The organism is Streptococcus sp. DAT741 (assembly GCF_009866825.1).
GTDB lineage: Bacteria > Bacillota > Bacilli > Lactobacillales > Streptococcaceae > Streptococcus > Streptococcus ruminantium.
On sequence record NZ_CP019557.1, the window covers coordinates 106,487 to 130,201 of the forward strand.

19 protein-coding genes and 1 riboswitch are annotated in these 23,715 nt (G+C 42.4%); of the genes, 15 read left to right on the forward strand and 4 right to left on the reverse strand.

What is annotated here, in order from left to right; translation table 11 throughout:
- Positions 1-125: 125 nt before the first annotated feature.
- Both BZG42_RS00755 and tyrS read right to left on the reverse strand, forming a co-directional pair.
- Positions 126-527 carry an HIT family protein gene (locus BZG42_RS00755; protein WP_024532272.1) on the reverse strand — a complete coding sequence of 134 codons (402 nt, stop codon included), beginning with the start codon at positions 525-527 and terminating at the stop codon, positions 126-128.
- A 59-nt stretch (positions 528-586) separates the two neighbouring features.
- On the reverse strand, positions 587-1,843 hold the full coding sequence (gene tyrS / locus BZG42_RS00760) for a tyrosine--tRNA ligase (RefSeq protein ID WP_120171201.1): 1,257 nt from the start codon (positions 1,841-1,843) through the stop codon (positions 587-589).
- A gap of 317 nt (positions 1,844-2,160) precedes the next feature.
- Here tyrS and pbp1b point away from each other — a divergent pair, with 317 nt between their 5' ends.
- The 4 genes from pbp1b to BZG42_RS00780 all read left to right on the forward strand — a co-directional run bounded on the left by pbp1b (position 2,161) and on the right by BZG42_RS00780 (position 13,009).
- Complete coding sequence (gene pbp1b / locus BZG42_RS00765; protein WP_024532274.1) at positions 2,161-4,560, forward strand: penicillin-binding protein PBP1B; 2,400 nt, start codon at positions 2,161-2,163, stop codon at positions 4,558-4,560.
- A gap of 495 nt (positions 4,561-5,055) precedes the next feature.
- Positions 5,056-8,616 (forward strand): DNA-directed RNA polymerase subunit beta, encoded by a 3,561-nt coding sequence (gene rpoB / locus BZG42_RS00770; RefSeq protein ID WP_120171202.1) that lies wholly within the window; start codon positions 5,056-5,058, stop codon positions 8,614-8,616.
- Positions 8,617-8,866: 250 nt separating this feature from the next.
- Complete coding sequence (rpoC, locus tag BZG42_RS00775) at positions 8,867-12,514, forward strand: DNA-directed RNA polymerase subunit beta' (protein WP_155995582.1); 3,648 nt, start codon at positions 8,867-8,869, stop codon at positions 12,512-12,514.
- Positions 12,515-12,640: 126 nt separating this feature from the next.
- Positions 12,641-13,009 carry a DUF1033 family protein gene (locus BZG42_RS00780; protein WP_155972340.1) on the forward strand — a complete coding sequence of 123 codons (369 nt, stop codon included), beginning with the start codon at positions 12,641-12,643 and terminating at the stop codon, positions 13,007-13,009.
- A 37-nt stretch (positions 13,010-13,046) separates the two neighbouring features.
- Here BZG42_RS00780 and BZG42_RS00785 read toward each other — a convergent pair whose 3' ends face one another.
- Entirely contained in the window at positions 13,047-13,997 is a 951-nt protein-coding gene (locus BZG42_RS00785) for a S66 family peptidase (protein ID WP_024532257.1), read from the reverse strand.
- A gap of 160 nt (positions 13,998-14,157) precedes the next feature.
- Here BZG42_RS00785 and comGA point away from each other — a divergent pair, with 160 nt between their 5' ends.
- From comGA to BZG42_RS00840, 11 genes are all read left to right on the forward strand, one after another.
- On the forward strand, positions 14,158-15,108 hold the full coding sequence (gene comGA / locus BZG42_RS00790; RefSeq protein ID WP_155962599.1) for a competence type IV pilus ATPase ComGA: 951 nt from the start codon (positions 14,158-14,160) through the stop codon (positions 15,106-15,108).
- Positions 15,029-16,060 carry a competence type IV pilus assembly protein ComGB gene (gene comGB / locus BZG42_RS00795; RefSeq protein WP_155995580.1) on the forward strand — a complete coding sequence of 344 codons (1,032 nt, stop codon included), beginning with the start codon at positions 15,029-15,031 and terminating at the stop codon, positions 16,058-16,060. The genes comGA and comGB overlap by 80 nt, the downstream gene beginning before the upstream one ends.
- Entirely contained in the window at positions 16,057-16,338 is a 282-nt protein-coding gene (gene comGC / locus BZG42_RS00800) for a competence type IV pilus major pilin ComGC (RefSeq protein WP_024532254.1), read from the forward strand. Before comGB ends, comGC begins: the two co-directional genes overlap by 4 nt.
- Positions 16,325-16,738, forward strand: a complete 414-nt coding sequence (gene comGD, locus BZG42_RS00805) for a competence type IV pilus minor pilin ComGD (protein ID WP_155995578.1) — start codon at positions 16,325-16,327, stop codon at positions 16,736-16,738. The genes comGC and comGD overlap by 14 nt, the downstream gene beginning before the upstream one ends.
- Positions 16,710-17,003 carry a competence type IV pilus minor pilin ComGE gene (gene comGE, locus BZG42_RS00810; RefSeq protein ID WP_155995576.1) on the forward strand — a complete coding sequence of 98 codons (294 nt, stop codon included), beginning with the start codon at positions 16,710-16,712 and terminating at the stop codon, positions 17,001-17,003. Before comGD ends, comGE begins: the two co-directional genes overlap by 29 nt.
- Positions 16,990-17,424: a competence type IV pilus minor pilin ComGF gene (gene comGF / locus BZG42_RS00815; RefSeq protein ID WP_024532251.1), complete on the forward strand. Its 435-nt coding sequence runs from the start codon at positions 16,990-16,992 to the stop codon at positions 17,422-17,424. The genes comGE and comGF overlap by 14 nt, the downstream gene beginning before the upstream one ends.
- On the forward strand, positions 17,402-17,815 hold the full coding sequence (gene comGG, locus BZG42_RS00820; RefSeq protein ID WP_120171207.1) for a competence type IV pilus minor pilin ComGG: 414 nt from the start codon (positions 17,402-17,404) through the stop codon (positions 17,813-17,815). The genes comGF and comGG overlap by 23 nt, the downstream gene beginning before the upstream one ends.
- Before the next feature lie 4 nt (positions 17,816-17,819).
- Positions 17,820-18,773 (forward strand): class I SAM-dependent methyltransferase, encoded by a 954-nt coding sequence (locus BZG42_RS00825; protein ID WP_155995574.1) that lies wholly within the window; start codon positions 17,820-17,822, stop codon positions 18,771-18,773.
- 49 nt (positions 18,774-18,822) lie between these two features.
- Positions 18,823-20,010, forward strand: a complete 1,188-nt coding sequence (locus BZG42_RS00830) for an acetate kinase (protein WP_024532248.1) — start codon at positions 18,823-18,825, stop codon at positions 20,008-20,010.
- Between the two features lie 173 nt (positions 20,011-20,183).
- Positions 20,184-20,274: riboswitch (THF riboswitch) on the forward strand.
- A gap of 40 nt (positions 20,275-20,314) precedes the next feature.
- Positions 20,315-20,869, forward strand: coding sequence for a folate family ECF transporter S component (locus BZG42_RS00835; protein WP_024532247.1), 555 nt, complete (start codon positions 20,315-20,317; stop codon positions 20,867-20,869).
- Between the two features lie 98 nt (positions 20,870-20,967).
- Positions 20,968-22,224 carry a bifunctional folylpolyglutamate synthase/dihydrofolate synthase gene (locus tag BZG42_RS00840; protein ID WP_155972328.1) on the forward strand — a complete coding sequence of 419 codons (1,257 nt, stop codon included), beginning with the start codon at positions 20,968-20,970 and terminating at the stop codon, positions 22,222-22,224.
- 313 nt (positions 22,225-22,537) lie between these two features.
- Here the strand turns inward: BZG42_RS00840 and pepA are convergent, their stop codons facing one another.
- Positions 22,538-23,599: a glutamyl aminopeptidase gene (gene pepA / locus BZG42_RS00845; protein ID WP_155995572.1), complete on the reverse strand. Its 1,062-nt coding sequence runs from the start codon at positions 23,597-23,599 to the stop codon at positions 22,538-22,540.
- Positions 23,600-23,715: the final 116 nt, after the last annotated feature.

Sequence of the window (23,715 nt, forward strand, 5' to 3'; positions counted from 1 at the left end):
CTGATTTTGAGTAACGGTTTGGGAAAATCATAAAAGGCTTAGAAGCACATCGGTAAAAATGTGGATACTAAGCCTTTTTTGAATGAGTCGTGTCGAGAATAGGCTCCTTCTACTGGGGAGAAGCATCAAAAGCGTTTTTCGTGACTGTCTTTTAGTGCTTGGAGGAAGTGAGTGAGGTCTAGCTGGATTCGTCTGGGGGATAGCTGCTCCCAAAAATCATCTGTGCGAAAACGAGGAATGAGGTGGATATGGAAGTGGGTACCAGGGTCAAACAAACGATCGTTGCAAGCAAGGGTCACTCCATCAATCGCTAGATGTTGGCAAAGCTGTTCGGTTAGGAGAGCTTCTAAGTCAGCCAACTCGTAGCGGGTGGCCGGGGGAAGTTGACTAAGTTTGTCATAGTGTTGTTTGCTGATAATGAGCAGGTGTCCAGTCTGAATAGGATCGATATCCCATACGATTTTGAAATTCTCTGTTTGGTAGAGAATATCTTCTTTCCTGATTTGCTCACAAAAAATACAAGTCATAAGCAGCTCCTTATAAAAATATGCTAAAAGGAAATCGGTTAGGATTTCCTTTGTTTGTTCTAATAAGTCAATACGGAGTATTTTTTCTTACCGCGGCGGATAACGGTCAGCTCATCATCAATCTTATCACTGTCTGAAAGGGTGTAGTTCAGATCTTGTATGCGTTCACCATTTATATAAATGGCACCGTTTTGCACATCTTCACGAGCTTGACGTTTGGAGCTGACAATACCGGAGGTAACCAGTAGTTCAATGATGTTAAGATTATCATCAGCTTGGACTGCATAGTTAGGAACATTGCTGAGCCCTTGCTTGAGTTCTTTGGCGGAAAGGTTTTTGATGTTTCCAGCAAAAAGTTGTTCGGTAATATTGAGGGCTTGTTTATAAGCTTCTTCACCGTGAACCAAGGTAACTACCTCACGAGCCAAGATTTTTTGAGCTAGACGTTCATGGCGGGCAGCATCAAATTCTTTTTCGATTTCAGTGATTTCATCCAAGCTTAAGAAGGTAAAAATCTTAAGGAAGCGGACAGCATCGTCATCCATGACATTGAGCCAAAATTGGTACATTTCGTAAGGAGAGGTTTTATCAGCATCTAACCAAACGGCATTACCTTCAGACTTACCAAATTTTTTACCGGTTGAGTCGGTAATAAGGGGAACTGTCAAGACATGCCCTTGCTTGTCTGCTTTGCGGCGGAGCAATTCGGTTCCTGCGGTCATGTTGCCCCACTGATCTGAACCTCCGATTTGTAAAGTGACATTGTGTTTGTCATTCAGTTCGTAGAAATCGTAACCCTGCATGATCTGGTAGGCAAACTCGGTGTAGGAAATTCCTGTTTCAATCCGTTTTTTGACGGATTCTTTGCTCATCATGTAATTAACAGTGTAGTATTTGCCAACATCGCGTAGGAAATCAATGAAACTGATAGAGCTGAACCAATCGTAGTTGTTGACCATCTCAGCCTTGTTTTCTCCGTTTTCAAAATCAAGGAAACGAGATAGTTGGTTTTGGATTTTACCGACCCAGCCATCAACAGTTTCTTTGGTTTGGAGGCTTCGTTCAGCATCTTTGAAGGAAGGGTCTCCAATTAGACCTGTTGCACCACCAACCAGAGCATAGGGCTTGTGTCCAGCTAATTGTAAATGCCGAAGGACTAGGATAGGAACCAAGTGACCTAGATGCAGACTGTCAGCCGTAGGGTCGTAGCCAGAGTAGAAAGAAACTTTTCCTTCTGTTAGGGCTTTTACTAGGGCTTCTTCGTCTGTTGTTTGAAAGACCAAGCCACGAGCTTGGAGTTCTTCAAAAATATTCATTAGACTTTCTCCTTAAAATAAGATACGAGACCGTAAAAATTCGAGAGAAAAATAGGAAATCGACACTGTGTCAACAGACACAAGGAGATTTATCTTTTTTCCGACGAATTTAGGTCGAGTTCAATTAAAAGATACGAGACCGTAGAAATTCGAGAGAAAAATAGGAAATTGACGTATGAGTACTCAACACTAGGAGACATATTCTTTTTCAACGAATTTAGGTCAAAATCAATTATAAAATTTCTTCTTCATTATACCACGAAATTGCGGAAAATAAACAAAATTTGGTATAATGGAACGATGAGGAGTTATTTATTATGGCATCTAAGATAAATAAGCAAGAACTGAAAAAGAGATTTACTGATATAGGATTGGGAGATAAACTGGGAGTTTTTCTTCGTACATTGAAGGTTTTATCAGATTCGATAGTTGTATTAGCAGTACTATTTAGTCTGTTTGGCGCAGGGGTTGGGGTTGGTTTTGTTGTCAATCTATTTGACAATGTTGAGATTCCTAAGACAGAGGAATTAGTAAAGAAGGTTTCAGCAGTCAGTCGGATTTCAAAAGTTGTCTATTCAGATGGTAGCTTGGTTGCGGAAGTAAATTCTGATTTACTTCGTATGCCAGTTGCTTTAGGAGATGTTTCTGATTACTTAAAGCAGGCTGTGATAGCGACAGAGGATGAAACCTTTGAAACTCATAATGGTGTTGTACCGAAAGCTGTTTTGCGTGCCGCCTTGGGGGCTGTTGGATTTGGTTCTTCTAGTGGTGGTTCAACTTTGACGCAGCAGCTAATTAAGCAACAGTTAGTCGGGGATGCTCCGACCTTTGCTCGTAAGGCCAATGAGATTGTTTCTGCTTTGGCTCTAGAACGAAATATGAGCAAGGAAGAGATTTTGAACACTTATCTAAATGTCTCACCTTTTGGGCGGAATAATCAAGGAAAGAATATTGCTGGTGTAGAAGCAGCAGCTCAAGGTATTTTTGGTAAGTCAGCTAAGGAATTAACTCTACCTCAGGCTGCTTTTATTGCAGGTTTGCCACAGAGTCCGATTACCTACTCTCCATATACATCGGATGGTGCTCGTAAGTCGGATGCCGATATGATTCCTAGTCTTGAGCGTTATCAAGATGTTTTATTCAGCATGTACCGTGCTTCTTTTTTGACGAAGGAAGATTATGAAAGGTATAAAGAATATGATATCAAGCAGGATTTTGTTGCCCCTGCTCCTGTAATGACTGATACCAAAGATTATCTCTATTACGAGGTGATGGAAGAAGCTCAACAGATGATGTTTAATTATTTGGTGAAGCGAGATAAGGTCTCTGAGGGGGATCTAAAAAATGATGAGACAAAAGCCTCATATAAAGAATTAGCTAAACAAGAACTTAGTCAGGGTGGATATACGATTAAGAGTACAGTAGATAAATCTATCTATGCGGCCATGCAATCAGTGGTGGCAAATCATGGATCTGTACTAGATAATGGAAACAAATATGTAGAGACAGGTAGTGTCCTAATTGATAATGCTACGGGGGCTGTTTTAGGTTTTGTAGGTGGTCGTGATTATGCAAAAAATCAAAATAACCATGCCTTTGATACTTTGCGCTCACCGGCTTCAACTATCAAGCCGTTGTTGGCCTATGGTATTGCGATTGATCAAGGGTTGATGGGATCGGCAAGTATTCTTTCCAACTATCCAACTAATTTCTCTAGTGGTCAGCCGATTATGTATGGTACTAGTCGCGGTACAGGAATGATGAACTTACAGACTGCTATTGATATGTCTGTCAATATCCCTGCTTTTTGGACTTATAAGATGTTGCAGAATGCGAACATAGATGTCAAAGGCTACATGGAAAAAATGAATTATCATATTCCAGTGTATGACATTGAAAGTTTGCCACTCGGTGGAGGAATTGAAGTTTCTGTTTCAACGAACACTAATGCTTATCAAGCTCTAGCTAACGGTGGTGTCTACCATAAGCATTATATTGTGGAAAATATTACGGCAGCAGATGGGACGGTGGTATACCAGCATGAAGCTGCTCCTGTCCAGGTTTATTCCAAAGCGACTGCAAGTATTATGAACCAACTCTTGCGACAGGTAGTGAGTTCAGGATATACAACAACATTTAAGAGTCGCTTGAGTGGTCTCAATCCACAGGCGGCAGCATCTGATTTTATCGGGAAAACAGGTACCAGTAACGAGGTGAACGATGTTTGGCTCATGTTATCTACTCCGAGGGTGACTTTGGGGACCTGGGCTGGAAATGACGATAATTCAGAGATGTATGTGTGGACAGGCTACCATAATAACTCACAATATGTAGCTCATATGGTCGATGCTCTTTATCGGGTTAAGGCAGATATGTTTACGGGACGGTTTGAATTGGATCGCAGTATCCTTGCGTCCAATGTTCTGGCCTCTACTGGTCAACGTCCGGGGATGGCACAGGTCAATGGTCGTCAAGTGACTGTTGGTGGTGCAGTAACCACGAGTTACTGGGCAAAGAATGGTGCGCCTGTAACCAATTATAATTTTATGATTGGGGGTACGGATAATGACCGAGCTCAGGCTTGGAATAGCATTCTTAGCTCGCAAACAAATGTCCCAGATAGTTCAAGCAACTCTAGCTCTCAGGCAACACAGACAACTCAAACGTCTGAAACACAAACGGCAACAGATGAACAAAATAGCGATGATTTTCCTTGATTTTTTCTAGTGACTATGCTATAATGATGTAAATAATTTGTCGTGTGTCTTGTTTGAAATATTGTCCAAACAAGACTTACAGCAGTTAAATCAAACTTTTTTAAAGGAAGATTTAGCTGCTCTTTTTGTGTCTATATGGGATTTTTGTGGTAGATGTTATCTATTCTTAAAGATTCCAAATTTTCAGAAAAAGGATGAATGGTAGTCATTGCAATGACTATTGATACATTAGACCTAAATTAGTGTGAAGAAAAGAAATGCAATCGTTTTGGCTTTAGCTGATGGCTCGCCTCTATGGTGTTCCTTGTGTCCAACGACACGGCATTACTCTTCTATTTTCACTTTAGTTTTAACGGTCTCGTATCTTAATTGAACTCGACCTAAATTCGTCGGAAAAAAGATAAATCTCCTTGTGTCTGTTGACACAGTGTCGATTTCCTATTTTTCTCTCGAATTTCTACGGTCTTGTATCTTATGTATAAAAGGAGAAAACTTTTGGCAGGACATGAAGTTCAGTACGGCAAGCACCGTACCCGTCGTAGTTTTTCAAGAATCAAGGAAGTTCTTGATTTACCGAATTTGATTGAAATTCAGACAGATTCTTTCCAAGACTTTTTGGACTACGGTTTGAAAGAAGTCTTTGAGGATGTGCTTCCAGTATCAAACTTTACGGATACCATGGAATTGGAATTCGTTGGTTATGAATTGAAAGAGCCTAAGTATACATTGGAAGAGGCACGTGCACATGATGCTAACTACTCAGCCCCTATTTATGTGACTTTCCGCCTTGTCAACAAAGAAACAGGTGAAATCAAGACTCAGGAGGTCTTCTTTGGTGAGTTTCCGATCATGACGGAGATGGGAACCTTTATTATCAACGGTGCAGAACGGATTATTGTTTCTCAGTTGGTTCGTTCACCGGGTGTTTACTTTAATGATAAAGTAGACAAGAATGGTAAAGTTGGTTATGGTTCAACAGTCATCCCGAACCGTGGTGCTTGGTTAGAATTAGAGACTGATTCAAAAGATATTGCTTACACTCGTATTGACCGTACTCGTAAAATTCCGTTCACGACACTTGTGCGTGCTCTTGGTTTTTCAGGTGACGATGAGATTTTTGACATCTTTGGTGATAGTGAGTTGGTTCGCAATACCATTGAAAAGGATATTCACAAAAATCCAGCAGATTCTCGTACCGATGAAGCACTCAAAGAAATTTATGAGCGTCTCCGTCCGGGTGAGCCGAAGACTGCTGAAAGTTCCCGTAGCCTTTTGACTGCTCGTTTCTTTGATTCACGTCGCTATGACTTGGCGCCGGTTGGTCGTTACAAGATCAATAAGAAGCTCAGTCTTCGTACTCGCTTGCTCAACCAGACTCTGGCTGAGCATGTGATTAACGGTGAAACAGGTGAAATTGTTTTGGAAGCTGGCACAGTATTGAGTCGTGATGTGCTTGAAAGAGTAGAAGCTCAGTTTGACGAACTCAACTTGGTGGAATACATTCCAAATGATTCTGCTGTCCTTCTTGAGCCAGTTCTTTTGCAAAAATTTAAGATTGTTGCGCCTAAGGATCCAGAACGAGTTGTGACGGTTATTGGCAATGCCAATCCATCTGAAAATGTTCGTACAGTGACACCTGCGGATATCTTGGCTGAAATGAGCTACTTCCTTAACTTGTCCGAGGGTCTTGGTCGTGTAGATGATATTGACCACTTGGGTAACCGTCGTATCCGTGCGGTTGGTGAGTTGTTGGCAAACCAAGTTCGCATTGGTTTGACGCGTATGGAGCGCAACTTGCGTGAGCGTATGTCCGTTCAAGATAATGAAGTATTGACTCCGCAGCAAATCATCAATATTCGTCCTGTAACGGCTGCTATCAAAGAGTTCTTCGGTTCATCACAGTTGTCTCAGTTCATGGATCAACACAACCCGCTTTCAGAGCTATCTCACAAGCGTCGTCTATCAGCCTTAGGACCTGGTGGTTTGACTCGGGATCGTGCAGGTTATGAAGTTCGAGACGTTCACTACACTCACTATGGTCGTATGTGTCCGATTGAAACACCTGAGGGACCAAACATTGGTTTGATTAACAACTTGTCGTCTTATGGACACCTTAACAAGTATGGTTTCATTCAAACTCCATATCGTAAGATTGACCGTGCAACAGGTACGGTTACTAATGAAATTGTGTGGTTGACAGCCGATGAAGAAGATGCTTATATCGTGGCTCAGTCAACATCACCACTGGATAAAAACAACCGTTTCGTTGACAAGATTGTCATGGGGCGTCACCAAGGGAACAACCAAGAATTTCCTGCTGATTCAGCTGACTTTATGGATGTTTCACCTAAACAGGTAGTTGCGGTTGCGACAGCATGTATCCCTTTCTTGGAAAATGATGACTCTAACCGTGCCCTTATGGGAGCCAACATGCAACGTCAGGCTGTTCCATTGATTGATCCAAAGGCTCCTTACGTTGGTACTGGTATGGAATACCAAGCAGCCCATGATTCTGGTGCGGCTATTATCGCTCAACACAATGGTAAGGTAACCTATGCAGATGCGGACAAGGTAGAAGTTCGCCGCGAGGATGGTTCGCTTGATGTGTACCGCATATCTAAATTCCGCCGTTCAAACTCAGGTACGGCCTATAACCAACGTACACTCGTTAAATTGGGTGATATAGTTGAGAAAGGTGACTTTATCGCAGATGGTCCATCTATGGAAAACGGGGAAATGGCTCTTGGTCAAAACCCAATCGTTGCCTATATGACTTGGGAAGGATACAACTTCGAGGACGCTGTTATTATGAGTGAACGTTTGGTGAAGGATGATGTTTATACATCTGTTCATCTGGAGGAATACGAATCAGAAACACGTGATACGAAGTTAGGTCCTGAAGAAATTACTCGTGAAATTCCAAACGTTGGTGAGGATGCACTCAAAAACTTGGATGAAATGGGAATTATCCGTATCGGTGCAGAAGTTAAAGAAGGCGATATTCTTGTTGGTAAAGTCACACCAAAAGGTGAGAAAGATCTTTCTGCTGAGGAGCGTCTCTTGCATGCTATCTTCGGTGATAAATCACGTGAAGTACGTGATACTTCTCTTCGTGTACCACACGGTGCAGATGGTGTTGTTCGTGATGTGAAAATCTTTACGCGTGCTAACGGTGATGAGCTACAGTCAGGTGTCAATATGCTGGTGCGTGTGTATATCGCTCAAAAACGTAAGATTAAGGTCGGAGATAAGATGGCCGGTCGTCACGGTAACAAGGGTGTCGTTTCTCGTATCGTACCAGTTGAAGATATGCCATATCTTCCAGATGGAACACCAGTTGATATCATGTTGAACCCACTTGGGGTGCCATCTCGTATGAATATCGGTCAGGTTATGGAACTGCATTTGGGTATGGCTGCTCGTAACTTGGGTATCCATATCGCAACACCGGTTTTCGATGGTGCGAGCTCAGAGGATCTCTGGTCAACTGTTAAAGAAGCAGGAATGGATTCTGATGCCAAGACCATCTTATACGATGGCCGTACTGGTGAACCATTTGATAACCGTGTGTCTGTTGGTGTCATGTACATGATCAAGCTCCATCACATGGTCGATGATAAGCTTCATGCTCGTTCTGTCGGACCATACTCCCTCGTTACGCAACAGCCGCTCGGAGGTAAGGCTCAATTTGGTGGTCAGCGTTTTGGGGAGATGGAGGTTTGGGCACTTGAAGCCTACGGTGCTTCCAATGTTCTTCAAGAAATCTTGACCTACAAGTCAGATGATGTAACAGGTCGTCTGAAAGCTTATGAAGCGATTACGAAAGGTAAGCCAATTCCAAAACCAGGAGTTCCAGAATCCTTCCGCGTTCTTGTCAAAGAATTGCAATCACTTGGTTTGGATATGCGTGTCCTGGATGAAGATAATAATGAAGTAGAATTACGTGACCTTGATGAAGGTGAAGATGACGACATCATCCACGTAGATGATCTTGAAAAAGCGCGTGCGAAAGCCGCTGCAGATGCAGCCGCAGCCTTCGCAGCCGCAGAGGACTAAAAACATCTGGGGGATGTTTTTAGCCCGACTCCTAGAGATACGAAAGAGTCGGAACGTCCGGGGGATGTTTTTAGCCCGACTCCTAGAGATACGAAAGAGTCGGAACATCCGGGGGATGTTTTTAGCCTGACACCTAGAATGTAAAGGTGTCGGTTAGGAAGGAGATAAAAGTCCCTTCCGCTCATTCTCACTATTGAAAAATTCGAGGTATGGGAAACCGACCTCTCACAAGTAAAGAAAGGGATTATTAGTGGTTGATGTAAATCGATTTAAAAGTATGCAAATCACGTTAGCTTCACCAAGCAAGGTCCGCTCATGGTCTTATGGTGAGGTTAAAAAACCTGAAACAATCAACTATCGTACACTCAAGCCAGAACGTGACGGTCTTTTTGACGAGGTGATTTTTGGTCCAACCAAGGATTGGGAGTGTTCATGTGGAAAATACAAGCGTATCCGTTACAAAGGAATTACTTGTGACCGCTGTGGTGTAGAAGTGACTCGTGCCAAAGTTCGTCGTGAGCGTATGGGGCACATCGAGTTGAAGGCACCCATTTCACATATTTGGTATTTCAAGGGGATTCCAAGCCGTATGGGCTTGACCTTGGATATGAGTCCTCGTGCGCTGGAAGAAGTTATCTATTTTGCAGCTTATGTGGTTATCGATCCAAAAGATACCCCGCTTGAGCACAAATCAATCATGACTGAACGTGAGTATCGTGAACGCTTGCGTGAGTATGGTTATGGCTCATTTGTTGCTAAAATGGGAGCAGAAGCCATTCAAGATCTTTTGAAACAAGTTGATCTTCCAAAAGAAATTGCGGCTTTGAAAGAGGAATTAAAAACAGCTTCTGGTCAAAAGCGGATTAAGGCAGTTCGTCGCTTGGACGTACTGGATGCTTTTTACAAATCTGGGAACAAGCCTGAATGGATGATCCTTAACATTCTTCCGGTTATTCCACCAGATTTGCGTCCGATGGTCCAGTTGGATGGGGGGCGTTTTGCTGCTTCTGACTTGAATGAATTGTACCGCCGTGTTATTAACCGTAATAACCGTTTGGCGCGCCTTTTAGAGCTAAATGCTCCAGGAATCATCGTGCAAAACGAGAAACGTATGCTACAAGAAGCGGTTGATGCTTTGATTGATAATGGCCGCCGTGGCCGTCCTATCACAGGACCGGGTAGCCGTCCACTCAAATCGCTCAGCCACATGCTAAAAGGTAAGCAAGGTCGATTCCGTCAAAACTTGCTTGGTAAGCGTGTTGACTTCTCAGGTCGTTCGGTTATCGCTGTTGGTCCAACTCTTAAAATGTACCAATGTGGTGTTCCACGTGAGATGGCTATTGAGTTGTTCAAGCCATTTGTCATGCGTGAAATTGTCGCTCGTGAAATTGCTGGTAACGTAAAGGCTGCAAAACGTTTAATTGAACGTGGGGATGATCGTATTTGGGACATCTTGGAAGAAGTTATCAAAGAACATCCTGTTCTCTTGAACCGTGCACCGACCCTCCACCGTTTGGGTATTCAGGCTTTTGAGCCGGTTCTTATTGATGGTAAGGCTCTTCGTCTGCATCCACTTGTCTGTGAAGCTTATAATGCGGACTTTGACGGTGACCAGATGGCGATTCACGTTCCGTTATCAGAAGAAGCACAGGCAGAAGCTCGTATCCTCATGCTGGCAGCAGAACACATCCTAAACCCTAAAGATGGTAAGCCAGTTGTAACACCGTCTCAAGATATGGTCTTGGGTAACTATTATCTAACCATGGAAGATGCGGGTCGTGAGGGCGAAGGTATGGTCTTTAAAGATGCGGATGAAGCCATTATGGCCTACCGCAATGGTTATGTTCATTTGCACACACGTGTAGGGATTGCAACGGATAGTCTAGATAAGCCTTGGAAGGATAATCAAAAACACAAGGTGATGATGACAACCGTCGGAAAAATCTTGTTCAACGCAATCATGCCAGAAGGTCTGCCTTATTTACAAGAGCCAAATAATGCCAACTTAACTGATGGTACACCAGACAAATACTTCTTGGAACCGGGTTCTGACATCAAAGCGGCTATTGCAGCCTTACCTCTCAATCAACCGTTCAAGAAGAAAAATCTTGGAAATATCATCGCTGAAATCTTCAAACGTTTCCGTACAACAGAAACTTCAGCCCTTCTTGACCGCTTGAAAGACTTGGGTTACTATCATTCAACGCTCGCTGGTTTGACAGTGGGTATTGCAGATATTCCAGTTATTGATAACAAGGCTGAAATCATTGAAGAGTCTCACGAACGTGTAGAGCAAATCAAGAAACAATTCCGTCGTGGTATGATTACCGATGATGAACGATATGCAGCAGTTACTGATGAGTGGCGTTCGGCTAAAGAAAAACTTGAAAAACGTCTTGTTGAAAAACAAGATTCGAAGAACCCTATCGTCATGATGATGGACTCTGGTGCTCGTGGTAACATCTCCAACTTCTCACAGCTTGCGGGTATGCGTGGTCTGATGTCGGCACCGAATGGACGTATCATGGAATTGCCAATCCTGTCTAACTTCCGTGAGGGTCTTTCGGTACTCGAAATGTTCTTCTCAACTCACGGTGCCCGTAAGGGTATGACGGATACGGCCTTGAAGACTGCCGATTCTGGTTACTTGACTCGTCGTTTGGTTGACGTTGCCCAAGATGTGATTATCCGTGAGGATGACTGTGGAACTGATCGAGGTCTTGACATCCGTTCTATTACCGATGGTAAGGAAATGATTGAGCCACTTGAAGAACGTCTTCAAGGACGTTACACCAAGAAAACTGTTAAACATCCTGAAACCGGCGCAGTTATTATCGGTCCAAATCAATTGATTACTGAAGATATTGCCCGTGAAATCGTAAATAGTGGTGTGGAGCAAGTGACTATCCGTAGCGTATTTACATGTAATACTCGGCATGGCGTCTGCCGTCACTGCTATGGTATCAACTTGGCAACAGGAGATGCAGTTGAAGTTGGTGAAGCAGTTGGTACGATCGCTGCTCAGTCTATTGGTGAGCCTGGTACACAGCTTACCATGCGTACCTTCCACACGGGTGGTGTAGCCTCAAACAGTGATATTACACAGGGTCTTCCTCGTGTTCAAGAAATCTTTGAAGCGCGTAATCCTAAAGGTGAAGCAGTCATTACTGAGGTCAAAGGTGAAGTCACAGCGATTGAAGAAGATGCTTCGACGCGTACCAAGAAGGTCTTTGTCAAAGGTGTTACGGGCGAAGGTGAGTATGTAGTGCCATTTACAGCTCGTATGAAGGTTGAAGTAGGTGATCAAGTTGCCCGCGGTGCTGCTCTTACAGAAGGTTCTATCCAGCCAAAACGCTTACTTGAAGTTCGTGATGTCTTGGCAGTGGAAACCTATCTTCTTTCTGAAGTTCAAAAAGTTTACCGTAGTCAAGGGGTAGAAATTGGCGACAAACACATTGAGGTTATGGTTCGTCAGATGCTTCGCAAAGTACGTGTTATGGATCCGGGTGATACCGATCTTCTTATGGGGACACTTATGGATATTACTGACTTTACCGATGCCAATGCTGAAGTGGTCATTGCAGGTGGTATTCCAGCGACAGCACGCCCAGTCCTTATGGGGATTACCAAGGCTTCCCTTGAGACTAACTCATTCTTATCGGCGGCATCCTTCCAAGAAACGACTCGTGTTCTTACAGATGCAGCGATTCGTGGTAAACGTGATAACCTTCTTGGTCTTAAAGAAAATGTTATCATCGGTAAGATTATTCCGGCAGGTACAGGTATGGCCCGCTATCGTAATCTTGAACCACAAGCTATCAATGAGGTTGAAATCATTGAAGATACTATAGCTGAAGAGCTTGCTGAGGAAGCTAGGCTTGAAGAAGCGACTGAATAATAGACAAGCACATCTCAATTTGGAGATGTGCTTTTAGCTTTTTTATATAGGGTATTTGGTAAGCAGAATGTTTTCTAAAATTGTACAATTGAGATATAATTGTATAGGAAAAAGGAAGTATGTAGTATGTATCAAGTGATTAAAATGTATGGGGATTTTGAACCATGGTGGTTCCTAGATGGTTGGGAAGAAGATGTTGTCAGTAGGACAGTTTTTGACCGTTATGAGGATGCCATCAATGCTTTTCAGAGAGAGTTGTTGTTGTTATCAGAGAGCTTTCCCATGAGGAAAAGTAAAAATGAGACCATGGTGGCTTTCTGGGATGAATCCGACCGGCATTGGTGTGAGGAATGTGATGAGTATCTGCAACGCTATCATTCACTCATGTTGGTGGAATCTAAGGAACACTTACCCACTGGGGTTGCAAATAAATTAAAGCAATCGAGAATGAGACCATGTAAGCTAAATCAAAGTAAGTGTATTAATTATGAATAGGAAAAAGGATTGACCTCAATTGGATCAATCCTTTTTGCTAGTAAAATCTAACTGACAAACTTTCCGTGTCTACTTGCACCTGTCCGCCAATAGTAATGGTAAAGAGAGGTTGAGTATGGGCGAAGTCCAAATCATAAAGTACTGGGATGGTGTTGAGGATGGGGTGCTTATCCAAGATGGCCAAGAGAATTTCTTCAGTCATTTTTGTTTCCTTTGGAAAACGTCCCAATAAGACAGCTTGAGGATTAGGGTAGGCCTGAAGAAGAGCAGCCAAGTGCCGACTGATAACATCGTAGCGATCGTCTTCGGCTTCTTCCAGAAAAAGTATGTACCTATCAGGTTTGGGTGCAAACTCAGTTCCGGTTAGAAGATTAAGCGTTGAGATATTTCCACCTATAGCAATGCCAGAGGCCTGACCTGGATTGTAGACTTTCCAGTCAGTTGGGAAAAAGGTGCGAGGAGTATCAGGTAAGTACCAAGCATCATTAGACCATTGAGAGCTCGGAATCAATTCGTACTGATTTTGCGTAACTGCTTTGAGCCAAGAATCGGTTTGGTACGGTTGGCCTTCTTTCATCTTAAAGCTAGAATAGGCCGGTCCCATGTAGGTTTGCATGCCAGTCTTGGCGTAGATGGCATTGAGGAGAGCAGTCGTATCTGAATAGCCGCAGAAAATTTTCGGATTGCGTGCAATCAGGTCATAATCCAGATAAGGCAAGAGTTCGTTACAATTGAAGCCGCCGATGGTTGTCATGATAGCGTCAACTGTCTCATCCGAAAAGGCAACCTCTAAATCTGCCACCCGACTCGCTATGGAAGAAGAATAGAAAATATCATTTTCAAAATAATGCTCAGAAAAAGAAAGTTTGAATCCTAGTTCTTCCAATTTTTCTTTTGCTGCCAAATTGGCCTCAAAGCCACCGATTCTCTCAATAGAAGATGATGGGCTAACGATGCGAATATGATTGCCTTGTCTTAATTTTTCCATAGTTACCTCCAAATTTGTTTGTATTCTATAAAAATCAAAAGTTGATCTTGTCAACTGTCTCATTTCCAAGTATTACTATTGTTTTTTTTATTTTTATTGAGTATAACAAAATTTTTCCAAAAAACAAGCTATTTTGCGAATAAAAAGGTAAGGAGGTATTATGATTCAAGAAAAAGCAAGACAGATGGTGGAGCAAGCAGTGCTTGCTAGGGTTAGCGACCTTTATTTGGTTCCGCGAGGGGAGTCCTATCAGCTCTATCATCGGATTATGGATGAACGAGTATTTTTGCAGGAATTGAATGAAGAAGAAGTGACAGCCATCATCAGTCATTTCAAGTTTTTGGCTGGTTTGAATGTCGGTGAAAAGCGTCGCAGTCAGCAAGGTTCTTGTGATTATAATTATGGTTCAGGGCAGATCTCCCTCCGCTTGTCCACTGTTGGTGATTATCGAGGTAAGGAGAGTTTGGTGATTCGATTGCTGTACGATAACGATAAGGAACTCAAGTTTTGGTTTGAGGCAGCAGAGCGGATTGCTAGGGAAATCAAGGGGCGAGGACTCTACCTTTTTTCGGGTCCGGTCGGCTCTGGCAAAACCACGCTTATGTACCATCTTGCTAGGCTGAAATTCCCAGATAAACAGATTTTAACGATTGAAGATCCGGTAGAAATCAAACAGGAAGATATGCTCCAACTTCAGCTCAATGAAGCGATTGGGGCAACGTATGACAATCTGATTAAGCTGTCTCTTCGTCATCGGCCGGATTTACTGATTATTGGGGAAATACGAGATGCAGAAACAGCAAGGGCAGTCATTCGTGCTAGTCTGACAGGTGCAACAGTTTTTTCTACTGTCCATGCTCGCAGTATTTCAGGGGTCTATGCTCGGATGCTAGAGCTGGGTGTCAGTACAGAGGAGTTAAATAATGCCCTTCAAGGAATTGCCTATCAACGTTTGATTGGGGGAGGGGGTGTTGTAGATTTTGCTAAAGAAAACTTCCAAAACCATTCTGCTGACCAGTGGAATAAACAGATTGATAGCCTTTTTGCAGCAGGATATATCAGTCATAGACAGGCAGAGACAGAAAAAATTGTCTTTGGATCACCAGCGTAAGGTGATTGAATTATTTAACAATCTCTTTGCAAGTGGTTTTCATTTGGGAGAAATTGTGGATTTTCTCAGGCGTAGTCAGCTCCTGGCGGACCGTTACACACAGGTTTTATCAGATGGACTGTTGGCTGGTAAACCATTTTCTAGCCTTCTAGCGGATCTTCGTTTTTCGGATGCTGTTGTCACTCAGGTTTCTCTTGCAGAAGTTCATGGTAATACTAGTTTGAGTCTGTTCCACATACAGTCCTATCTGGAAAATGTCAGTAAAATCCGTAAAAAATTGATCAAGGTTGCCACTTATCCAGTCATTTTACTGGCTTTTCTTCTCCTGATTGTAGTAGGCTTGAAAAACTATCTCTTGCCGCAATTGGAAGAAGAAAACATAGCAACGGTGTTGATTAACCACTTACCAGCTATTTTTTTATCCGTAGTTTTCTTATTATCGGTAGGAGTTTTAGCAGGTCTTACTTGCTATCGCAAAGCGAGCAAAATCAAGGTCTTTTCACGCTTGGTTGCTTTGCCATTTTTGGGAAAAGTTATCCAAACCTATCTAACAGCGTATTATGCTAGGGAGTGGGGAAGTCTAATCGGTCAGGGCTTAGAAATGCCACAGATTGTGGAGTTGATGCAGACACAGCGGTCGCAATTATTCAGAGAGATTGGAGAAGATTTAGAATCAGCTCTTTCAAATGGTCAGAGCTTCCATTATCATATTCAGTCCTATCCATTTTTCAAGCGAGAGTTGAGTTTGATTATTGAGTATGGACAAGTCAAATCCAAACTGGGAAGCGAGTTGGCATTGTATGCAGCGGAGTGTTGGGAAGAATTTTTCTCCCGAGTCAATAGGGCCATGCAGTTGATTCAACCGCTAGTCTTTCTCTTTGTAGCCTTGATGGTCGTTCTTATCTACGCAGCCATGTTGCTGCCTATTTATCAGAATATGGAGTTAAAATGAAAAAAATCATCGAAATGAAGAATAAAGCCTTTACACTGGTAGAGATGTTAGTTGTTCTTTTAATTATTAGTGTTCTCTTGTTGCTTTTTGTGCCGAATTTGAGTAAGCACAGCGAAACTGTCCAGAAGAAAGGAAATGAAGCGGTTGTTAAAATTGTAGAAAGTCAGCAAGAACTCTATCAATTGGAACATGGTCATCAACCTTCAGCAGAAGAGTTAAAAAATAAAGGATACATCACGGAAAAACAGCTAGAGCAATATCAGAATGCGAAGAAATAAGCATAGTTTGCCTGCCTTTACCCTTTTAGAAAGTCTTCTGGCTTTATTTGTAGTCAGTTTTCTAACCCTCATCTTGTCTGGAACCGTTCAAAGAACCTTTCAAGTCGTGCAAGAACAAGTTTTTCTTTGGGAATTTGAGGCTCTTTATAAGGACAGTCAACAGTTTGCCGCAAATTTTCAGCAAGAGCTGACTCTCAAGATAAATGAAGAAAGCCTCACTAATGGCTACCAGACAGTCCGAGTGCCTAGGCAGGTTACTGTTTTAGAGGAGAAGAGCCTTGTGTTTTATAAAAATGGGGGCAACTCCTCTCTGGCTAAAATCCGTTTTCGACTGAAGGGAAAGACAGTGACTTATCAATTATATATGGGGAGTGGTCGTTATAAAAAATCAGAAGAATAAGGCCTATGTTTTGCTGGAAAGTTTGGTAGCTCTGGCAGCCTTTGTTGCTATTTGTAGCTTGCTTCTATCAGCTATAACTACTGGCCGGAGGCGTCAGGCTTGGGAATTAAAACAACAGGAAATTCTCAATCTGGCTCAGATGGCTGTGCAGACCAGGCAACATCATTTGGTACTCAATAGTGTGGAGGTGACTGTACAACGGAGTTCAAATCAATTAGTCGTTTTTCACGAAGGGAAGGAGGTTTTGCACATTGCTAAAAACTAGGGCTCCAGCTTTTACTCTTTTAGAATGTTTAGTGGCTTTGGTCGTCCTGTCGGGGAGTCTCTTAGTATTTGAAGGATTAAGCAAATTGATTTCTCATGAAGTTCGTTACCAAAGCAAGGTGCTTCAAAAGGATTGGCTCCTTTTCTCGGATCAGCTGCGTGCAGAATGGGCTCAGGCGGCTTTGGTTAGAGTTGAGAATAACAGAATCTACATCAATAAGGAAGGTCAAGGTCTTGCCTTTGGAAAATCACGTTCGGATGATTTTCGGAAGACGAATGAGAAGGGGCAAGGGTATCAGCCTATGTTATACGGTCTTCAAGCGACGGAAATTGTTCAAGAGGGAAGACTAGTTAGAATGGATTTTACCTTTACAAATGGAGAGGAGCGAACCTTTATCTATGCTTTTGAAAAAACAGGTTAAGGCAGGTATTTTACTCTATGCCCTGTTGATGCTGGCAATCTTTAGCTTCATTCTTCAGTTTTATCTCAATCGCCAGATAGCAGAAAGTCAGCTAGTACAAGTATCTAGGCAGCAAGCTACAGCTTATATCATGGCTCGATGGACCTTGGAGGATATGTTGGCAGATCAAGAGACACGAGTACAAGAAAAAGAAGAGGGAGTATCTACTCAGAAATTGCAAGCTGAACACCTCAATCCACTCAGCGAAGGACGAAATTTTTATTCGACAGGTGAGGTTGCTTACAGACGAGAAAATCAGTCTGTAAAGCTTGTTGTTCGGTTAAGTGATGGCAAAAGCTTCAGCTATCAGTTTCCAATCCCTAGTCAAAATGAGGGATTTTTGATAAGATAAGGGTATGAATTTTGAAAAGATTGAACAGGTCTATGACCTGCTATTAGAAAATGTACAGACCATCCAAAATCAGTTGGGTACGAATATTTATGATGCCATGATTGAGCAGAATGCAGCCTACGTAGCTGGCCAGCATGAGATTGATTTGGTTGCAAGGAACAACCAGACTGTGAAAGGTTTAGACTTGACCAAGGAAGAATGGCGTCGTTCCTATCAATTTCTCTTAATCAAGGCCAATCAGACGGAACCTCTTCAGTATAATCATCAATTTACACCAGATTCAATAGGCTTTATCTTGTCATTTTTAGTGGATCAGCTTATTTCAACCCCACAAGTGACAATCCTAGAAATCGGATCAGGGACAGGAAATTTAGCCCAGACTATTCTCAATGCTAGCCAGAAAAAACTAGATTATCTTGGTATTGAAGTGGATGACCTTTTGATCGACTTATCAGCCAGTATCGCAGATGTCATGGAGGCAGAAATTAGCTTTGCTCAAGGTGATGCAGTGCGTCCGCAGATTTTGAAGGAAAGCCAAGTCATTTTAAGTGATTTGCCGATTGGCTACTATCCAGATGACCAGATTGCTAGTCGCTATCAGGTAGCCAGTCAGACGGAGCATACCTACGCTCACCATTTGCTCATGGAACAATCTCTCAAGTATCTTGAGAAAGATGGATTTGCCATTCTCTTGGCTCCCAATGACCTTTTGACTAGTCCACAAAGCGACCTATTGAAAATCTGGCTACAGGAGCAGGCCAATATTGTAGCTATGATTGCTCTTCCGCCAACCTTATTTGGAAAAGCTGCCATGGCTAAGTCTATTTTTATTCTACAAAAACAAACAGCTAGAGCATTGACTCCCTTTGTTTACCCTTTGCAAAGTCTCCAAGACCCAGAGACAGTTCAACAGTTTATGATCAATTTTAAAAATTGGAAGCAAGAAAATGCAATTTGAGTGAAAATTTGATATACTAGTTGGGAAAACGCTTTAAAAGAGGTAAGTTATGTCAAAAACAATCGCTATTAACGCAGGTAGTTCTAGTTTGAAATGGCAACTCTATCAAATGCCAGAAGAAACCGTATTAGCAGCAGGAATCATTGAGCGTATCGGCTTGAAGGATTCCATCTCGACAGTCAAGTATGACGGGAAAAAAGAGAGCGAAGTTCTAGATATTCCTAATCACACAGTAGCTGTCAAGATTCTTCTGCAAGATTTGCTCAAGCACAATATTATTGCTGCTTATGAAGAAATCACTGGTATAGGTCACCGTGTGGTTGCTGGCGGAGAAATTTTCAAAGAATCAACAGTCATTGGTCAAAAAGAGATTCAGCAAATTGAGGAATTGAGTGCCTTGGCACCTCTTCATAATCCAGCTCACGTAGCAGCGATGCGTGCGTTTGAAGAAGTATTGCCAGAAGTTGTGAATGTTGCTGTCTTTGATACAGCCTTTCATACTACCATGCCAAGACATGCCTATCTCTATCCAATTCCGCAAAAGTACTATACTGACCACAAAGTTCGTAAATATGGTGCTCACGGGACTAGCCACTTTTATGTGGCTCATGAAGCCGCAAAAGTACTAGGGCGTCCAATTGATGAATTGAAGCTGATTACCGCTCATATCGGAAATGGAGTATCTATTACCGCTAATTACCATGGACAGTCAGTGGATACGTCAATGGGGTTCACACCGCTTGCTGGTCCAATGATGGGAACCCGTTCAGGTGATATTGACCCTGCAATCATTCCTTATTTGATTGCGAATGTCGAGGAATTAAAAGATGCAGCAGATGTAGTCAACATGCTCAATAAACAATCTGGTCTACTTGGTGTATCTGGTTACTCAAGTGATATGCGAGATATTGAGTCTGGTTTGCAAGATAAAAATCCAGATGCAGTTTTAGCCTATAACATCTTTATTGACCGTATCAAGAAATTTATTGGCCAATACCTAGCAGTTCTCAATGGTGCAGATGCGATTGTCTTTACCGCAGGGATGGGTGAGAATGCGCCGCTCATGCGTAACGATGTAGTTGAAGGTTTATCTTGGTTTGGCATCGAGTTGGATCCAGCTAAAAATGTATTTGGTAGCTATGGCGATATTTCAACACCAGAATCAAAAGTTCGTGTTTTGGTTATCCCAACAGATGAAGAGTTGGTTATCGCGCGAGAAGTTGAACGTTTGAAATAACAGATGAACTGGCAGGCAGAGGCTTGTCAGTTTTTCTTATTCATCACTAGGACGGATGTCGATATAACCTAGAGTCGGGCGAGGTGAGAGCTATACTGTAGCATCGTTCAACAAACCATAGAAACTGGTAAAAATCTAGGCAATGTGGTAGAATAGACGGGCAAAGGAATTTGCACAGAGTAGGTGGTTTGCGTTAAGTGTGTGTGGATGGGATGTTGCCACACAACGAAGCGATAAGCGCGGTAAACCATTGCATCCGCTGTCGAAAACGACAGCTCCGTTTTAAAAAGGAGCGTTTGATTTTATGGGAAAGAAAATTCCACAGTTGACTGTGCAGCTCATTGCTGCCATTGCCATTTCATTGACTATGGTCATGGTCATTGAAAATTATTTTTCTATTCGTTTATCCGAAATACTGCAGATCCAGTTCACTTTTATTCCAAAGACGATTTTGGGAGCTGTTGCGGGTCCAGTTTGGGCTGCGATTGCAGCCGGGATTTCAGATCCTGTGGTGGCCTTGATGGGTGGGCAGCCGTTTATTTTTACATGGATTTTTATAGAAGCTGTTTCAGCCTTCATCTATGGTTGGTTCTATTATCAAAAACCTTTAGATGTGCAGAACAAGCAAGATTGGCTCTATGTGGCAGGAGTTGTCTTTCTCATCCAACTGGTTATCTCATTTGTATTAACACCTCTTGCCTTACACATTCACTATGGAACACCATGGATTGCTCTATATAGTATTCGCTTGGTCAAGGCAGTTTTCGAAATTCCTTTTAGAATTTTAGTGACCATGTTGATATTACCTGCCTTACAACGGATTCCAGACTTTCGGAAGTTGATGGGGCTGAAAAAATAATAAACAAAAGCAACAATCATCCCTTGTTGCTTCTTTTTGTAGAACAGAATGGCTTATTTATCAGTTGATTCTCATTAAAGATAGTAAGAAAGGAATTTATGAATTATCAAGAAACCATGCAATGGCTGGCAAGTCGTCCTGCTTCAGATTTAGAGAATGGAGTAGCACGTGTGCAATGGCTTTTGGAGCGATGGGGGCATCCTCAATTACAGTTGCCAACGGTTCATTTTGTAGGGACGAATGGTAAGGGGTCCACCTTAAACGCCTTACAGTTCATTCTTCAATCGTCAGGCTACAGCGTTGGGCGCTTTACCTCGCCGTCTATTATTGATTTTAGGGAACAAATCGTCTTTCAAAATAAGATGATTTCAGAAGAAGATTTTGCCAGCATTGTGACGGATTTGCTCCCATCTATTGAAGAGTTGGACAAGGCTGACAGATTGGGTACTGTTTCTGAGTTTGAGATTGTGGTGGTTGCTATGTTTGTCTATTTTGCTGATTATCGGCGACCAGATATTCTCTTGGTTGAAGCTGGTATGGGTGGCTTGCTTGATGCAACCAATGTTCTTTCGCCTCTAGTAGTGGTTTGTCCCTCAATTGGATTGGACCATCAGGCTTTCCTTGGGGATACCCATGCAGACATTGCCAGACATAAGGTGGCTGTTCTGCGTGAGGGAGTTCCACTTGTCTATGCGACAGACCAGCCAGAAGTAGCTCACATTTTTGAAGAGCAGGCTTGCAGATTACAAAGTCGGACGTACGCTTTAGAGCGAGATATTCTTTTGGAAAGTAGCGATGCCGATTTTGCAGTATCTACTTTACTTGGTAGGGTAGACGGCTTAACCTTGCAGATGCAGGGACAGCATCAAAAGGCCAATGCAGCTCTGGCAGTGACAGCAGCCCAACTATTGAAAACTGAATTTCCAGTTATTACGAATGATACCATCCGCCAAGGTTTATCCCAAGCCATTTGGCCGGGACGTTTAGAGATGATTCTGCCTAATCTGATGATTGATGGTGCCCATAATAATGAGAGTATAGCCGTTCTCCGACAGTTGATAGTAGATAGGTATGCAGACCGCGATTGTGAGATTCTATTTGCGGCGATCAACACTAAACCCATAGATCAAATGATACAGATATTGGAGCAGGTTGGTTCTGTCACTGTTACTAGTTTTGACGATAATAGGGCAGTAAGATTAGCTGATTACCCAGCGGACTGTGCACGTGTTGAAACCTATCAGGAGTGGCTTGCACAGCTAGATTTGAAAAATCCAGACAAGCTTTATATCATCACAGGTTCGCTTTACTTTATAACCCATGTTCGGAAGTATATTTTGGAACATATTTTATGACATTGCTACTTTATTGCTTAGATACCTAAAAAACTTCATTTTCTGAACGTAGTATCAAATAATGAGCTTATCCTCCTTAGCTTCGATTTTTCCTATTCCAAGCGATACACGAACCAAGCTGTTTTGGAGAAATTGAGCGAATCTATCGGAGCAGCTCGACTGATATTATTCGGCTTATAAAATTAACTAAAATAGTTAAGTCTTGTTTCAGAAACGAAACAAAAAGAACACAGAAATACCGCATTCTTGAATCGTACCAAGTCACTATTTCTGTGTTTTTATTAGTTGTTTCTTTTAGCTCAGGCTTTGAGGGTTAATAATTTTTAATCAGGTCAACAGTTGAACGGTCTAATTTTTTAACTAAAGCCTGCAAGAAAGCTTGTGCTTCTAAAAAATCATCCATGCTGTAGAGTGTTTGGTGTGAGTGGATGTAACGCGCGCAGACACCGATAGTGGTTGATGGGACTCCTTGGTTTTTTAAATGAGCAGCTCCAGCGTCTGTACCACCTTTGCCACAATAGTATTGGAATTTAACACCTGCTTCTTCGGCAGTCGTCAGGAGGAAGTCTTTCATATTTTTTAGAAGGATATGACCAGGATCGTAGAATCGAAGGAGAGTTCCGTCACCGACTTTGCCTTGGTCACCGTAAATATCTCCAGCAGGGGAACAGTCAACAGCTAGGAAAATATCAGGATTGAATTTGGTTGTAGAAGCATGAGCACCACGCAATCCAACTTCTTCTTGTACATTGGCTCCTGCAATCAGTTGGTTAGGAAGAACTTGTCCGGATAGATGTTCTAATAATTCGGTCACCATAAGGACACCAAAGCGGTTGTCCCAAGCCTTAGAGATGACATTTTTTCCGTTGGCGGTGAGGATTGTCTCATTTTTAGGGACCAATACATCTCCGGGACGTATACCAAAAGTCCATGCTTCATCATAATTGGCAAATCCAGCATCGAAAATGATGTCTGCGATAGCAGGCAAACTAGGTGTATTGCCACCACGGGAAAGATGGGGAGGTACTGAGCCTGAAATTGCAGGAATCGTACGTCCATCCTGCAAATGGAGAGTAAAGGCTTGACTAGATACGACCAGCGGATTCCAGCCACCTAACTCTACCACACGGAATGTACCATCAGGTTTGATCTGGCTAATCATAAAGCCTACTTCATCCATATGAGCGGCTACTAAAATACGTGGTGCATGTTCAACGCTTGCTTTTCGAATGCCGAAGATTCCACCTAGACCATCGGTTTCGATATGGTCTACATGCGGCGTAATTTTCTGACGAATGTGGTTGCGGACCTCACTTTCAAAGCCAGGTAGACTTTGCAATTCGGTTACTTCCTTGATTTTTTCAAATAGGGTCATTTGTTTTGCCTCCATGACATTGTTACTACTATTTTATCATGAAGTGGCTAAGCTTGTCCCAAAGAACTAGGAAATTTTATTTTGTGATAGGTAGATTCTTTTGATGAGGATACAGT

Excerpts from the sequence above, each read along its gene's own strand:
- BZG42_RS00755 (WP_024532272.1), bottom strand. The coding sequence starts at position 527 with ATGACTTGTATTTTTTGTGAGCAAATCAGGAAAGAAGATATTCTCTAC.
- tyrS (WP_120171201.1), bottom strand. The coding sequence starts at position 1,843 with ATGAATATTTTTGAAGAACTCCAAGCTCGTGGCTTGGTCTTTCAAACA.
- pbp1b (WP_024532274.1), top strand. The coding sequence starts at position 2,161 with ATGGCATCTAAGATAAATAAGCAAGAACTGAAAAAGAGATTTACTGAT.
- BZG42_RS00780 (WP_155972340.1), top strand. The coding sequence starts at position 12,641 with ATGTATCAAGTGATTAAAATGTATGGGGATTTTGAACCATGGTGGTTC.
- BZG42_RS00785 (WP_024532257.1), bottom strand. The coding sequence starts at position 13,997 with ATGGAAAAATTAAGACAAGGCAATCATATTCGCATCGTTAGCCCATCA.
- comGA (WP_155962599.1), top strand. The coding sequence starts at position 14,158 with ATGATTCAAGAAAAAGCAAGACAGATGGTGGAGCAAGCAGTGCTTGCT.
- comGC (WP_024532254.1), top strand. The coding sequence starts at position 16,057 with ATGAAAAAAATCATCGAAATGAAGAATAAAGCCTTTACACTGGTAGAG.
- comGD (WP_155995578.1), top strand. The coding sequence starts at position 16,325 with ATGCGAAGAAATAAGCATAGTTTGCCTGCCTTTACCCTTTTAGAAAGT.
- comGG (WP_120171207.1), top strand. The coding sequence starts at position 17,402 with ATGCTTTTGAAAAAACAGGTTAAGGCAGGTATTTTACTCTATGCCCTG.
- BZG42_RS00825 (WP_155995574.1), top strand. The coding sequence starts at position 17,820 with ATGAATTTTGAAAAGATTGAACAGGTCTATGACCTGCTATTAGAAAAT.
- BZG42_RS00830 (WP_024532248.1), top strand. The coding sequence starts at position 18,823 with ATGTCAAAAACAATCGCTATTAACGCAGGTAGTTCTAGTTTGAAATGG.
- BZG42_RS00835 (WP_024532247.1), top strand. The coding sequence starts at position 20,315 with ATGGGAAAGAAAATTCCACAGTTGACTGTGCAGCTCATTGCTGCCATT.
- BZG42_RS00840 (WP_155972328.1), top strand. The coding sequence starts at position 20,968 with ATGAATTATCAAGAAACCATGCAATGGCTGGCAAGTCGTCCTGCTTCA.
- pepA (WP_155995572.1), bottom strand. The coding sequence starts at position 23,599 with ATGACCCTATTTGAAAAAATCAAGGAAGTAACCGAATTGCAAAGTCTA.